The sequence below is a fragment of the Pseudooceanicola spongiae genome, from assembly GCF_014899185.1.
In the GTDB taxonomy this organism is placed as follows: domain Bacteria; phylum Pseudomonadota; class Alphaproteobacteria; order Rhodobacterales; family Rhodobacteraceae; genus Pseudooceanicola; species Pseudooceanicola spongiae.
This window is the reverse complement of the sequence record NZ_CP045201.1, coordinates 4,015,514-4,029,450: the sequence shown is the minus strand read 5'-3', so window position 1 is coordinate 4,029,450 and position 13,937 is coordinate 4,015,514. Positions and strand designations below refer to the sequence as shown.

General features: G+C 65.0%; 12 protein-coding genes. 5 read left to right on the top strand and 7 right to left on the bottom strand.

Annotated features, from left to right (window positions below; genetic code table 11):
• The first annotated feature begins 149 nt into the window (after positions 1-149).
• The gene (locus F3W81_RS18985) at positions 150-2,357 is read left to right on the top strand and encodes an NADP-dependent isocitrate dehydrogenase (protein WP_193081031.1); all 2,208 of its coding nucleotides are present in this window, start codon (positions 150-152) and stop codon (positions 2,355-2,357) included.
• 135 nt (positions 2,358-2,492) lie between these two features.
• Here the strand turns inward: F3W81_RS18985 and map are convergent, their stop codons facing one another.
• The 4 genes from map to F3W81_RS18965 form a co-directional block, all read right to left on the bottom strand.
• Positions 2,493-3,242 (bottom strand): type I methionyl aminopeptidase, encoded by a 750-nt coding sequence (gene map / locus F3W81_RS18980; RefSeq protein WP_193081029.1) that lies wholly within the window; start codon positions 3,240-3,242, stop codon positions 2,493-2,495.
• 159 nt (positions 3,243-3,401) lie between these two features.
• The gene (locus F3W81_RS18975; RefSeq protein ID WP_193081027.1) at positions 3,402-3,566 is read right to left on the bottom strand and encodes a hypothetical protein; all 165 of its coding nucleotides are present in this window, start codon (positions 3,564-3,566) and stop codon (positions 3,402-3,404) included.
• Positions 3,563-4,705, bottom strand: coding sequence for a YeeE/YedE family protein (locus tag F3W81_RS18970; RefSeq protein ID WP_193081026.1), 1,143 nt, complete (start codon positions 4,703-4,705; stop codon positions 3,563-3,565). Before F3W81_RS18970 ends, F3W81_RS18975 begins: the two co-directional genes overlap by 4 nt.
• 3 nt (positions 4,706-4,708) lie before the next feature.
• Positions 4,709-5,638: a sulfurtransferase gene (locus F3W81_RS18965; RefSeq protein WP_193081024.1), complete on the bottom strand. Its 930-nt coding sequence runs from the start codon at positions 5,636-5,638 to the stop codon at positions 4,709-4,711.
• Positions 5,639-6,066: 428 nt separating this feature from the next.
• Here F3W81_RS18965 and F3W81_RS18960 point away from each other — a divergent pair, with 428 nt between their 5' ends.
• Positions 6,067-6,828 (top strand): alpha/beta fold hydrolase, encoded by a 762-nt coding sequence (locus tag F3W81_RS18960; RefSeq protein WP_193081022.1) that lies wholly within the window; start codon positions 6,067-6,069, stop codon positions 6,826-6,828.
• A 17-nt stretch (positions 6,829-6,845) separates the two neighbouring features.
• On the opposite strand, the gene F3W81_RS18955 is transcribed toward F3W81_RS18960, so the two are convergent.
• Complete coding sequence (locus F3W81_RS18955; RefSeq protein WP_193081020.1) at positions 6,846-8,459, bottom strand: putative bifunctional diguanylate cyclase/phosphodiesterase; 1,614 nt, start codon at positions 8,457-8,459, stop codon at positions 6,846-6,848.
• 357 nt (positions 8,460-8,816) lie between these two features.
• Between F3W81_RS18955 and F3W81_RS18950 the strand changes: the two genes are divergently transcribed.
• The 3 genes from F3W81_RS18950 to F3W81_RS18940 all read left to right on the top strand — a co-directional run bounded on the left by F3W81_RS18950 (position 8,817) and on the right by F3W81_RS18940 (position 12,342).
• Positions 8,817-9,764: a TAXI family TRAP transporter solute-binding subunit gene (locus tag F3W81_RS18950; RefSeq protein ID WP_193081018.1), complete on the top strand. Its 948-nt coding sequence runs from the start codon at positions 8,817-8,819 to the stop codon at positions 9,762-9,764.
• A gap of 116 nt (positions 9,765-9,880) precedes the next feature.
• Positions 9,881-11,980: a TRAP transporter permease gene (locus tag F3W81_RS18945; protein ID WP_193081017.1), complete on the top strand. Its 2,100-nt coding sequence runs from the start codon at positions 9,881-9,883 to the stop codon at positions 11,978-11,980.
• The gene (locus F3W81_RS18940) at positions 11,977-12,342 is read left to right on the top strand and encodes a DUF1850 domain-containing protein (RefSeq protein ID WP_193081015.1); all 366 of its coding nucleotides are present in this window, start codon (positions 11,977-11,979) and stop codon (positions 12,340-12,342) included. Before F3W81_RS18945 ends, F3W81_RS18940 begins: the two co-directional genes overlap by 4 nt.
• A gap of 3 nt (positions 12,343-12,345) precedes the next feature.
• Here F3W81_RS18940 and F3W81_RS18935 read toward each other — a convergent pair whose 3' ends face one another.
• Together F3W81_RS18935 and F3W81_RS18930 are read right to left on the bottom strand one after the other, a co-directional pair.
• Positions 12,346-12,711 (bottom strand): hypothetical protein, encoded by a 366-nt coding sequence (locus tag F3W81_RS18935; RefSeq protein ID WP_226941748.1) that lies wholly within the window; start codon positions 12,709-12,711, stop codon positions 12,346-12,348.
• 114 nt (positions 12,712-12,825) lie between these two features.
• Positions 12,826-13,911 (bottom strand): zinc-dependent alcohol dehydrogenase, encoded by a 1,086-nt coding sequence (locus tag F3W81_RS18930; RefSeq protein ID WP_193081013.1) that lies wholly within the window; start codon positions 13,909-13,911, stop codon positions 12,826-12,828.
• Positions 13,912-13,937: the final 26 nt, after the last annotated feature.

Genomic DNA, 13,937 nt, shown 5'->3' with positions numbered 1-13,937 from the left:
CGCGTCCCACTCTAGGGAATATCGGGACGGAAATTTTCAGACTGACATGCGCTCTCGCCAGAGCTTGCCTCTGGTTCAGACAGCACAGACGTTCACCGCCACAGCCCCAGCGGGCAAAGCTTCCAGATTTGGAAAAAGGGTAAGAAAACATGGCTAAATCGACTTCCCCCGATATTGTGTATACCAAGGTAGACGAAGCACCCGAGCTCGCCAGCGCGTCGCTGCTGCCGATCATCAGCGCCTTTGCTGCCGCCGCCGACGTGACCTTCGGCACCCGTGATATTTCTCTGGCCGGGCGCATTATCGCCACCTTCTCGGACGTGCTGCCCGAAGAGCAGCGTCAGGACGATGACCTCGCCATCCTCGGCGAACTGGTCAAGCAACCCGACGCCAACGTCATCAAGCTGCCCAACATCTCGGCATCCGAGCCGCAGCTGGTCGCCGCCGTGAAAGAGCTGCAGGCGCAAGGCTACGCCCTGCCCGACTACCCCTACACCCCTGCCACGGACGAAGAGAAAGCCGTGCGCGCGAAATACGACGGCATCAAGGGCTCGGCCGTGAACCCGGTGCTGCGCGAAGGCAACTCGGACCGCCGCGCCGCCGTCGCCGTCAAGAACTACGCCAAGAAGAACCCGCACCGCATGGGCGAATGGCTGCCCGACAGCAAGACCCGCGTCTCCTCCATGTCCGGCGGTGATTTCTTCTCGAACGAGAAGTCCGCGACCCTGGCCGATGCCGCCAAGGCCAAGATCGTCCTCACTGCCACCGACGGCACAGAGACGGTTCTGAAGGACAGCGTCGCCTATCCCGCCGGCACCGTGGTCGATGCGACCTACATGTCGGCCAAGGCGCTCGACGCGTTCCTCGCCAAGGAAATCGAGTCGACCAAAGCCGAGGGCACGCTGTTCTCGCTGCACATGAAAGCCACGATGATGAAGGTCTCGGACCCGATCATCTTCGGCCACGCGGTCAAGGTCTGGCTGAAGCCGGTCTTCGATCAGTTCGGCGACAAGATGGCCGAGCTGGGCGTCAACCCCAACGCCGGCCTCGGCTCGCTGCTGGAACGCGTCAAGGACGAGCCCGAGATCGTCGCCGCGATTGAGGCCGTGCGTGCCGAGCGCCCGGACATGTACATGGTGAACTCCGACAAGGGCATCACCAACCTGCACGTCCCCTCCGACGTCATCATCGACGCCTCGATGCCGGCGCTGATCCGCGCCGGCGGCAAGGGCTGGGGCCCGGACAACAAGGAACACGACGCCAACTGCGTGATCCCCGATGACAGCTACGCCCCCGTCTATGACGAGACGATCAAGTACTTCAAAGAGACCGGCAAGCTGGACCCCGCGACCTGCGGCACCGTGCAGAACGTCGGCCTGATGGCGCAGAAGGCCGAGGAATACGGCTCTCACCCCACCACCTTCGAGATCCCCGCCGATGGCGTGGTCCGGATGATCCTGGAGGACGGCACCGTCCTGCACGAGAACACGGTGGAGAAGGGCGACATCTGGCGCTCGGCCTCTGCCCGCAAGGCGCCGATCGAGGATTGGGTGAACCTGGCCATCGCACGTCAGAAGGACATGGGCTGCCAGGCGATCTTCTGGCTGGACGCCAACCGCGCCCACGACGCCGAGCTGATCGCCTACGTCAAGCCGATCCTCGAGGCTCAGGGCGTTGCGGACAAGTTCCTGATCCTGGCGCCGCGCGAAGCCACCCGTCTGTCGCTGGAAACCATCCGCAAGGGTGAGGATTCCATCGCCATCACCGGCAACGTGCTGCGCGACTACCTGACCGACCTGTTCCCGATCCTGGAACTGGCGACCTCGGCCAAGATGCTCTCCATCGTCAAGCTGATGAATGGCGGCGGCTTGTTCGAAACCGGTGCCGGTGGCTCGGCCCCCAAGCACGTCCAGCAGCTGATGGAAGAAAACCACCTGCGCTGGGACTCGCTGGGCGAATTCTGCGCCTTGGGCGAAAGCCTGAAGTTCCTCGCCGAGAGCAAGAACAACCCCAAGGCCCGTACCTTGGGTCTGGCGGTCGATGCGGCAACACAGGGCATCCTCGACGACAACCGCTCGCCCTCGCGCAAGGTGGGTGAGCCGGACAACCGTGACAGCCACTACTGGTTCGCACGTTACTGGGCGCAGGCCCTCGCGGATCAGAGCGACGACGCAGGTCTGGCGGCGCATTTTGCCCCCCTCGCCAAGAAGCTGGTCGACAATGAGCGCACCATCCTGTCCGAGCTGGCCTCGGCCCAAGGGACCGCTGTCGATCTGGGCGGCTACTATCACGGCGACGCGGAGAAAACCGCCGACGTCATGCGCCCCAGCGAAACGCTGAACATGATCATCGGCTAAACGGTTCGGGACCGGGTGCAACGCCCGGTCCCTGCCGCCTGAAACAGAAAAAGCCCCGGCATCGAGCCGGGGCTTTTTCTTTTGGCGACGGCTGAGAGGGCCGCGCGAGAGGGACGTGTTGCGCCGCTGTCAGGCCTAGCCCGGCAGCGTCACGATCATCGCGCCCTTGTCCGTCGCCACGACCGTATGTTCATATTGCACGACGGGCGCGCGCGGAGTGCTGTAGAGGGTCCAGTCATCCTCGCCATCCTCGGCCCAAAGGCCGCCTTTGGACAGGAAAGGCTCCACCGTCAGCACCAGCCCTTTGGTGATGCGCCGCCGGTCGCCGCGGGTTGGCCAGGTGGCGATCTCCTCAGGGTATTCATGCAGCGAGCGGCCGACCCCGTGGCTCGCCAGATTGCGGATCAGCGTATAGCCGCGCTTCTCAGCGAAGGTGCCAATCGCCGCACCGATCCCCGCCAGCGGCTTGTCACTGGCCACCTGCGCGATGCCGATCTGCATGGCGCGCTTGCCATCGCGACAGAGCGTCTCCAACGACGGCTTCACAGCGCCGAGGCGGAAGGTCGCGCCGGTATCCGCGAAATAGCCGTTCTTGCTGGCCGAGACATCGATATTGACCAGATCGCCGCTCGCCAACACCCGCGCGCCCGGAATGCCATGGGCGATCTCTTCGTTGACGCTGATGCAGGTCGCGCCGGGAAAGTCATAGACCGCCTCGGGCGCGGGAATGGCGCCATCGCGCTCCAACAGGAGGCGGCCGATCTGGTCCAGCTCGGCCGTGGTCATGCCCGGCTCCATCGCGCGGGCCATGGCGTGCATCGTGTTGGCGACAATGCGGCCGATCTCTTTCAGGGCGTCCAGTTCGTCCTGCTGTGTAATCGTCATCTGCTGATCCTTCCTGCCGCCCAAAGTCCGCTGCAAATAGCGCGAAACATGCCCAAAGTCTGCCCGAAACCGCACCGTTCGGAAACCGACGGGATACCGACCGGATACCGACATCCCGATTTCGCCATTTCGGGGGGCCTCACCGCCCCCCGGATGGGCTCACTGCGGCAGGGCCCCGCAGAAGCCGCCACTCGCCACCTGCCCCGAGCCGAGCGCAAAGGCCGCCGGCGCATGATAGGGATTCAGCGGCGCCGTTCCCCGGTCAAACAGCACCAGCCCGACCACGAACAGGATGCTGAGACTGGCCGTCACTCTCCGGGTCATCGTCTGGCCTCCAGTCCCAGATGGGGGCGCAGCCAGATGCCGACAAAAGCCCCCAGAAATGCCATCGCGAACCAGGCCCAGCCGTGCAGACTACCGGTCGAGATCCCCGAAAAGAACGCGCCCACATTGCAGCCGAACGCGATCCGCGAGGAGTAGCCAAGCAGCAAGCCAGCCACCACCGTCGCGACCCAGGCGCGCCTCGGCAAGGCAGGCATCCCCTGCTCCAACCCGCCACGCCGCCAGGCCGCGACGAGGAAGGCGCCCGCGATAATCCCTATGTTTGTCAACGAGGTAACGTCCGTCAGCAGGCTGTCGTTCAGCCGTGCGACAGCACCCGGCGCGCTCCAGAACACCGAGCCGGAGAGGTCTGCGCCAAGCGCCACGCCGACCTTTGCCGTCCAGAGCCCAAGCCCATAAACCACGCCCCAGGGCTGCCCCGAGATCACCAGATTTGCCACCGCCAGCGCCGCAATCGCCAGCGCGGCAAAGACCAGTCGGCGCGGCAATTTGCGCGTGCCCGGCTTGGCGATGATGAGCAGTACGGCCGCCACGATTGCGAGCCCGACCAGCGTCACAAGAAGGCCCGAGGTCCCCTTCAGCACCAGGATCGGCAGCGCCCCGAGGTTGGTCCACCAGACCATGCCATAGGCGCCGAAAAAGCTGCCAATCGCGAAAAAAGGCAGCGCAAGCAAGCTGATAGGGTTGCCGCTGCCCGCATTGACCAGCGTCCCCGAGCCGCAGCCCAGCACCACCTGCATCGCCGCGCCAAAGACGAAAGCCCCACCCAGCATGGCAAAGCCGATCGGGGCTTCAGCCCCCGACAACTCGCCCGGGTGGGCCGCAAGCAGCGGAAAGGCGACCAGAGAAACCAAAGCAATTGCAAGGAGTTGCGCGAGGATGCCGCCCGGCTCTCGACGCAGGATCATCGCCCGCCATGGCCCGGCAAAGCCGAAGCGCAGCCCCTCCAGCACGATGCCGAAGCCGAGGCCGACCGCCAGCAGAAACCCATACCGGGCCCCGCCAAACAGCGCCAGAACCGCCACTGCGACCAGCGCCAGAGCGATCAGCAAGGGGCGCGGCAGGAACGGCGAAGGGGCCGCCGGAACGGCAGCCCCCGAAGTGAATGTTTCATTGGCCATGGCTCAGTCGCCCTTAAGCTGGTTCATCAGATTTTGCAGCAATCCCGGGGTGTTGGCCATCTCGTGATCGGTCTGGGAATAGCCCACCATCGAGTCCGGGTAGAGCTTGACGTTGGGCACGCCCGCCAGTTCGGACAGGGCAAACCAGTCGGTCGCGGCCCAGTGGCCGGTGTTGCAGAAGGCGACGACCTCTTCATCGGTGTTCAGACCGAACGTCTCGGCCAGAGTCGCGGCAGAGGCGCTGTCGGCAATCGACGGGGTGCCCGGGACAAACCATTCAGAATGCGCGATATTTTCCGCTCCGGGCAGGGTGCCGGGGCGGCTGGCGGCGGCGTGGGATTGCTTGCCCTCAAAGAATGCGGGCGGGCGCGAGTCGATCAGCTTGGCCTTGCTGTTGCCGTCGACGATGGCCACAATCTCGTCCGTATCGGCCAGCCATTGGTGCGAAAAGGTGAGGTCGAAGTCGGATTTGACCGGGCTCACCGCCTCTGTGCTGGTCGCAAGGCCGGCGGCCGCCCAGGCGTTCATGCCGCCGTTCAGGATCGCCAGATGGCTGACGCCAGAGGATTTCAGCGTCCAGTAAACCCTTGCAGCGGCACCAAAATCTGAATCGTCCGAGCCTTGGTGCACGACGACAACAGGCTGTGTACGGGTGACCCCGAGGCCTTGCAGAACGGCTTCGAGCTGGTCTTCGGGCAGCAGTTGACCGGGGTTGCTGGCGGGACCACGGAACAACCCGTAGGGGGCGGAGACGGCGCCGGGGATGTGACCTTTGTCGTAGGCGTCGCCGCGGATGTCGAGGACCAGCGGGGCGGTGCCGGTCAGCTCGGTGTCCAGCGCGCTCGGGGTGACGAGGGGGCCGAAGTCATTGGCGGCCAGACCGGCGGTGGCGAAACTGACGGCGGCCAGCGTGGAGAGAAGGAACGTCTTCATGGGAATGTCCTTGGTTCTGTCTTGAGTCAGCTTTTGGCTTTGAACAATATTTCGGCCTTTTTATGCGGAAAAACAAGGCGTTTGCGTAAAACGACCCCGAGGACGCGCGAAGGACTTTCCAAGGGGGAGCGGGGCGCAACTGATCCGGTTGCGCCGGGAAGGCAGGGGCATGGAACCTGCGCCCGGTGCGCAGCAGATCGGCGGAATGGCGTTCTTTTTCGTTGATCCCGGCCCCGGCGGACGGGTGCGGCAGGGGGCATTGCAGCCTGAAATCGGGATGTCGGTATCCGGTCGGTATTTGAACGGTATCCGAACGGTGCGGTTTTCGGCGCTGGCGCAAGGCGCAGAGGGCCGATTGTACGCCATGGGCTTTCGCGCCACAAAGACGGGCGGCACATCGACTCCGGCCAGCGGCGAAAGGGCACGGTATGAACAGGCAGGCAGAGAGCGACCCGGTGATCCTGATCCACGGCGCCTGGCAGGGCAGCTGGGCCTGGGCGGGGCTTCTCCCCCTGCTCGCGCGTGCCGGGATCCCGGCCCATGCCATCGACCTGCCCGGCAACGGCACTGACGGGCGCGCGCCTGAGGGTGTCCGCCTGGAGGATGCGCTGGCGCAGATCGGGGCGCTGATGGCCGCCCTCGGGCGCCCGGTCAGTCTGGTGGGGCATTCGGGCGGAGGGGTCATCGCCTCGGCTGCGGCGGAGGCGTTTCGCGAGGATGTCCGCCGCGTCGCCTATGTGGCGGGCATGATGCTGCCCTCGGGGATGAGCTTTGGCGACCTGCAGGGCAGCCTGCGCGGCCAGCCGGGCTTTGGCGCGGGCATCACCGAGCATCTGATCTGGTCGCAGGCAGGGCAGATCAGCGAAGTCCCCCCCGAGGCCGCGATGGAGATCTTTTTCCACGATTGCGAGGCCGGGGCGGCCGCAGATGCCGCTGCCCGCCTGACACCACAGGGCGAGGGGCTGCGCAGCATCACCGCGACCCTGACGCCGGAGCGCTTTGGCACCCTGCCCAGGCTCTATGTCGCGCTGCGCCATGATCGCAGCGTCACGCCGCTGGCGCAGGCGAGGATGCAGGCGCTGGTGCCCGGCGCGCAGGTGGTTGCTCTGGACACCGGCCATGTGCCGCAACTGGCCGACCCGGCAGCGCTGAGCGCGGCACTGGTGCCCTTTCTGCGCGGCGACCTCTGAGGCAGCAGCCAAAGCGATCAGGGGGCGGAGCCTTTGGCGGCGACCTTCGCGGGCAGGCGCGCGACGGAGAAAGCAGCCGCCTCGGGTGGCCGTGACAGAGCGGCGGCGCTGCGCGCCTGCACGCTGAAGGCCCCGGCATCGCTGCCGGTCAGCGGATGCGAGAACAGGAACCCCTGCCCCATGTCGCAGCCATGTTCGATCAGCCATGCCTCCTCGCCGGTATCTTCGATCCCCTCGGCGGTGACGGTCATCCCGAGGGTATGGCCAAGCGCGATCATCGCCGAGACGATGATCTTGGTGTCATTCTGGGTGCGCGTGGCTTCGACAAAGCTGCGGTCAATCTTGATGTGATCGACGGTCAGCGCATGCAGGTGGCGCAGCCCGGAATAGCCGGTGCCGAAATCATCCAGCGCGACACGGATGCCGACGCGGCGCAGATCCCGAATGACCCGGCTGGCCTGCTCAAAGTCCTGCACGAGGGCGGTTTCGGTGATCTCAAGCTCTAGCCGGTTGGCGGGAAAGCCGGTTTCCGCGAGGATTTCCAGCGTTTTGGAGACCAGCAGCTTGTCGGCGAACTGCGCCGGAGAGACATTGACGCTGATGCTGATGTCAGCGTCCCAGGACGCGGCATCGCTGCAGGCCTGACGCAGGATCGTGCGGTAGAGCGGGTCCGACAGGCCGATGTCTTCGGCGATGGCAGCGAAATCCTGCGCCTCGATCAGGCCCTGTTCGGGGTGGTTCCAGCGCGCCAGAACTTCGAACTGGCGCAGGCGATGCGACGGCAGATCAAAGATCGGCTGAAAATAGGGCACGATTTCGCCCCGGTCTGGGATGAGCGCACGGCGCAGGTCTGCCTCGACCCGGTGGCGGTGGCGCATCGTCTGGGCCAGCTCATCGTCGAACAGCGCATAGCAGTTCTTGCCCCCCGCCTTGGCCTGATAGAGCGCCTGATCCGCCTGCCCCAGCAATTCATCCGCCGTCGTGCCATCCTTGGGATAGCTCGCGACGCCGATGCTGACGGTGGTGGCGAGCTGGTATTGCCCGGCGGTGATCGGCTGCTCGATGCAGGTCAGCAGACGCTCCAGCAGGCTCTCGAGCGCGCGGGCGGCAAAGGGGGTGTCGCTGAGGATGGCAAATTCATCGCCGCCGATGCGGGCGGCCAGATCGGTGCTGCGGGTGACACTGCGGAGGCGCGCCGAGATGGTGCCCAGCAGTGCGTCGCCCGTGGCGTGGCCATAGAGGTCGTTGATGATCTTGAAGCGGTCGAGGTCGATCAGCAGCACGCTGAGCTCGGTTCCCGCCTGTGCGGCACTGGCCAGACGGCGATCGAATTCGGCGCGAAACAGGCGGCGGTTGGCAAGGTCGGTCAGCACGTCGTAATTGGCCAGCTTGCAGGCCTCGGCCTCGGCCTGTTCGCGGTGGCGGACTTCGGTGCTGAGGGTGCGGGTGCGCAGGGCCAGCATCAGCGCCAGCGCCGGAACCGCCACGAAGAACGCGTTCAGCCATTCGTCGAGCTGCAGATGTTCATAGACGCGGGTCTGCACATAGAGGTTGTCGAAAAAGTCTATGGCATGCATGAGGGCGAAGATCGCGACGGACGCGACCAGAATAAGCACATTGGTCCGGTTCAAGAGTTTTTGCCTCTGCACGCGTCAAACACTGACGAAATCATACCCACTGCGCACACACACTGCGCGGCGACCATCCGGCGCTCTCCCCCCGATCCGAAACGCAGATCGCAGGGGCATGGCGCTGGCCAAACGGGCCCGAATGATATGTCATACATATTGCAATGCCCGGTTTTCTCAATGCTCTGTGCCTGTGCCAGCGGGCTTTTGCCCCCGGCTGAGACACATATACCCAATAACACGTAGAGCCTGCGGTGGAAAAACCCCAAATCGGCCAAGAATCTTGATTGCAACGGCCTCTGAGACCGCGAACAATGGGGCACAGCGTCTCAAATCACGCTAAATCTCGGAGGAGTAATCATGATTAAGACCTTTGGGCTCAGTGCCCTTGTTGCCGGCAGCCTTGCATTTTCCGCACCCGCTGCCATGGCGACCGAATTCATCAACGTCCTGACCGGCGGCACCTCGGGCGTGTATTATCCGCTCGGCGTGGCGCTGTCGGACATCTATGCAAAGAATATGGACGATGTGCGCGCTCAGGTGCAGTCGACCAAGGCGAGCGTCGAAAACCTGAACCTGCTGGAGCAGGGCCGGGGCGAGATCGGCTTTGCGCTCGGCGATTCCGTCAAGGACGCTTATGAGGGCAATGCGGATGTCGGCTTCACCAAGCCGCTGACCAAGCTGCGCGCGATTGCGGCGATCTATCCGAACTACATCCAGATCGCGGCGGCCTCGGCTGCGGGCGCGACGACGGTTGCCGACCTCAAGGGCAAGAGCGTGTCTGTCGGTGCGGCGAAATCCGGCACCGAAGTCAACGCGCGCAAGATCCTGTCGGCGCTTGGCATGACCTATGACGATCTGGGCAAGGTCGAATACCTGCCCTTCGCGGAATCCGTCGAGCTGATGAAGAACCGTCAGCTGGATGCGACGCTGCAATCTTCGGGCCTCGGCTCGGCGGCGCTGAAGGATCTGTCCTCGACGCAGGACGTGACGTACCTCTCGATCCCGGCAGACGTTGCGACCACCCTTGGCGCGCCTTATGCCGCTGGCGTGATCCCCGCGGGCACCTACCCCGGTCAGGATGCCGACATCCCGACACTGGCGATCACCAACATCCTCGTCACCAGCTCGGACGTCTCGGACGAGACGGCGTATCAGATGACGAAACTGCTGTTTGAAAACCTCGACACGCTGAAGGCCGCCCATGCGGCTGCCGGTGCGATCAATATCGAGGACGCGGTCAAGAACTCGCCCATCCCGCTGCACCCCGGTGCCGAGCGGTACTACAAGGAAATGGGTCTGCTCTGATCTGACATGACCACGAAACGGCCCGGAGGAGACCCCGGGCCGTTTTCAGCTGGATGCGACTGAACCTTGCGACCTACTCGGGGCCACCTTCGCGGTGAGAAATGAGAACCAACGACATGACCGACCACCACCCCCACACCCATACGCTGCCGAACGATGAGCTTGAGCTGCACGATCCGCTCGCTCAGAGTTTTCCGGCAACCTTCGAGGGGCGCTTCCTGTTCTGGCTGGCAGTGCTCTTCTCCGTCTACCAGATTTCCATCGCCGCCCATGTCATCGACCTGCCGAGCCAGGTGATGCGGGCCGTGCACGTCGGTTTCCTGATGTCGCTTGGCTTTCCGCTGCTGGCCATCGCGCGTAGCTACAGCAAGGTGGGCAAGGCGATCTGCTGGGCGCTGGCGCTGCTGGCGGTGTCGGTCGCGGCCTACCAGTGGGTCGAATACACGCCGCTGCTGATGCGCGCGGGCGCGCCGCTGACAACCGACCTCGTCTTCGGGGTCATCGCGATTTCCACCGTGTTCATCGCCGCTTGGCTGCTGATGGGCCCGGCGCTGCCGATCATCTGCGGGCTGTTCCTGTGCTATGCGCTGTTCGGCCAGCATCTGCCGTCGCCCTTCAACCACCGGGGCTATGCGTTCGAGCAGGTCGTCGAGCAGATCGCCTATGGCACCGAGGGCATCTACGGCATCCCGACCTATGTCTCGGCCACCTATATCTTTCTGTTCATCCTGTTCGGCTCGTTCCTGGAAAAAGCCGGGATGATCAAGCTGTTCACCGATGTCTCGCTCGGGCTGGTCGGGCACCGGATGGGCGGGGCCGCGAAGGTTTCCGTGCTGTCCTCGGGTCTGATGGGCACGATCTCGGGCTCGGGTGTGGCCAACGTCGTCACCACCGGCCAGTTCACCATTCCGCTGATGAAGCGCTTCGGCTACCGCTCGGCCTTTGCCGGCGGGGTTGAGGCGACGGCCTCGATGGGTGGGCAGATCATGCCGCCGGTCATGGGCGCCGTGGCCTTCATCATGGCCGAAACGCTGGGCGTGCAATATGTCGAGGTCGTCAAGGCGGCGCTGATCCCGGCGGTGCTGTATTTCGCGGGCGTCTTCTGGATGGTCCACCTTGAGGCGGGCAAGCGCGATCTGCGCGGGCTGGCAAAAGAAGATCAACCCTCGGCCCGCAAGGCGCTGAAAGAGGGCTGGTATCTGGTGCTGCCGCTGGGCGTCTTGGTCTACCTGCTGTTCTCGGGCTACACACCGCTGTTTGCAGGCACCATCGGGCTGGCGCTGACGGGGATGCTGATCCTTGGCATGGCGCTGGCGCTTGGCATGTCCTCCATGGTGCTGCGGGTGATCTTCTGGATCGTCCTCGGCCTCGCGGCGAGCGCGTTTTTCCGGTATGGCATCAACGCCTTGCTGCTGGTTCTGGCGATCCTCGTGGTGTCCTGTGCCTGCCTGAAGGGCGGTCGCGATACGCTGGCGATCTGCCGTGACAGTCTGGCGGATGGCGCCAAGACCGCGTTGCCGGTCGGTATCGCCTGTGCGCTGGTTGGCGTGATCATCGGCGTGATGACCCTGACCGGGGGCGCCAATGCGTTCGGTCAGTTCATCGTGTCGGTCGGGCAGAACAGCCTGTTCCTGAGCCTTGTTCTGACGATGATCACCTGCATCATCCTCGGCATGGGGATTCCGACGATCCCGAACTACATCATCACCTCCTCCATCGCGGGCCCTGCCCTGCTGGACCTCGGCGTGCCGCTGATCGTGAGCCACATGTTCGTCTTCTACTTCGGCATTCTGGCGGATCTGACGCCACCGGTGGCGCTGGCCTGCTTTGCCGCCGCCCCGATCGCCAAGGAGAGCGGGCTGAAGATCAGCTTCGAGGCCGTCAAGGTCGCCGCCGCTGGTTTCGTGGTGCCGTTCATGGCCGTCTATACGCCTGCGCTGATGCTGCAGGATGGCGGCGTTTTGGCGAGCGAGATCGGCTATTGGCCTGCGGTCGCCTACGTCGTGCTGAAGGCGCTGGTTGCTCTGGGTCTCTGGGGCGCGGCGGTCATCGGCTGGATGGGTCGTCCGCTGGCGGTGTGGGAGCGGGTGCTGGCGATGGTTGCGGCCTTCACGCTGGTTGCCGCCCTGCCGATCACGGATGAGGTCGGCTTTGCCCTGACGGCCCTCTTCGCGGTCCAGATGTGGCTGCGCCGGGACCGTGCGAGCGCGGCATGAGCGCCTGCGTTCTGGCCGGTGCGCTGGTCCTCGGCCTTGCCGCCGGGGACCGCTTCACGCTGGAGTGGACACACTCGGTTGAGCGCGAGGCCTGGCGCGAGACGTGGGAGGTGGCAGATCACCACCTTCACCTTGTCGAAGCGGCCGTGAAAGGATCGGGGGCGGGCATGGAGCCCGGCCCCGGCGGGCATTTTCAGGACGGCTGGTGGGTTTGGGTGCCGGACCTTGCGCCAGTGGCCGAGCTGAACCTCGCCGCCTCGGGCATGACGCCCTCGGCCTGGCGGTTCTGTGGCGCGGAATGCACCGATCTCGGCGCCGCACCGGGCGAGGCACTGCGTCTGGCCCCCTGCGCGGCGTCCTGAGGGTTACTGGCCGTCTTCGCCCGAAACCTCGTCAAACAGCCGCGTCAGCAGCAGCGCCGCCCCTCCGATCAACAGCGAACGCCCGAGAGAGTCGGTGACATTGGCGGGGGCGAAGGCCTGCACATTGTCGCGGCTGACCTGCGCCGCACGCCGCCAACGCGAGGCGCGCGGCAGATCGCCGGAACGGCTGGGGTTCGGCACGTGGCCGAGGCGCGGTTTCGCGATCAGCATCACCGCGCCAATCGCCAGCATCCCCCCGGCATAGAGAACCGGCGCCAGACGCTCTTTCGAGGACGGCGGCAGCTGGGGCAGCGTTTTCGGCAGGGTCGGGCGGCGCAGGGCGATGTCTCTCGGGGCTTTGATGGTCATGGCGTCCTCCTATGCAGGAAGAACCCCCGACCCGCGCAAGACGTTCCGCAAATTATCCGGCCCTGCGCCACGTTTGTCCGGCCCCGCCCGTCAGGGCGAGCGGAGCCGGAGACCTCAGGCGGGTTGCGGTTCCTTGGCCGTTTCGCTGCTGGCCTGCGGCGCTGCGGCCCCGTTGGAAAAGTCGATGACGACGCGGGCGGCGACCTTGCCATGCTCCAGCCGCTCAAAGATGTCGTTGATCGCGCTCAGGGGTTGCAGCTCGATGTCGGCGCGCACCTTGCCATCGGCGGCAAAGGCCAGCGCCTCGGCCATGTCCTGACGGGTGCCGACGAAAGAGCCGCGGATGGTGACGCAATTGGCCACCACATCGAACAGCGGCACCGGGAATTCGCCCTTGGGCAGGCCGACCAGTGCACAGGTGCCGTGTTTGCGCGTCATCGCCACGCCCTGCTGGAAGGCATCAATCGACGGCGCGGTGATCAGCACACCATGGGCGCCGCCGCCGGTGCCGCTGCGCACGGCCTCAATGGCACCGGGATCGCGGGCGTTGACCACCAGATCCGCGCCGAGCCGGGTGGCATGGGCCAGCTTGCCCTCGTCGATATCCACCGCGCAGACCTTGAACCCCATCGCCTTGGCGTATTGGATCGCGAGGTGCCCGAGCCCGCCCGCGCCGGAGATCGCCACCCAGTCGCCGGGGCGTGCCTCGGTTTCCTTCAGGCCCTTGTAGGTGGTGATGCCGGCACAGATCAGCGGCGCGGCCTCCTGCGGGCTGAGACCGGCGGGGATATGCGCGACATAATTCGGATTGGCCACGATGTATTCGGCGAAACCACCATTCTTGGTATAGCCGCCGAACTCGGCCTCGGCGCAGACCGTCTCCCACGCGGAAAGGCAGTGTTCGCAGTGCCCGCAGGCGGAATAGAGCCAGGGCACGCCAACGCGGTCGCCCATCCTGACGATGGTGACCCCCGCGCCGAGGGCGACGACGCGGCCGATGCCTTCGTGCCCCGGAGTGAACGGCGGCGTCGGTTTCACCGGCCAGTCGCCGTTGGCGGCGTGCAGGTCGGTATGGCAAACGCCACAGGCCTCGGTCTTGATCAGGATCTCGCCGGGACCGGGAATGGGGATCGGAACCTGTTGTATTTCCAGTGGCTTGCCAAAGGCGGTGACGACGGCGGCTTGCATCATTTTGGTCATCTGGTGACCTTTCCTGTCAGAGGGAA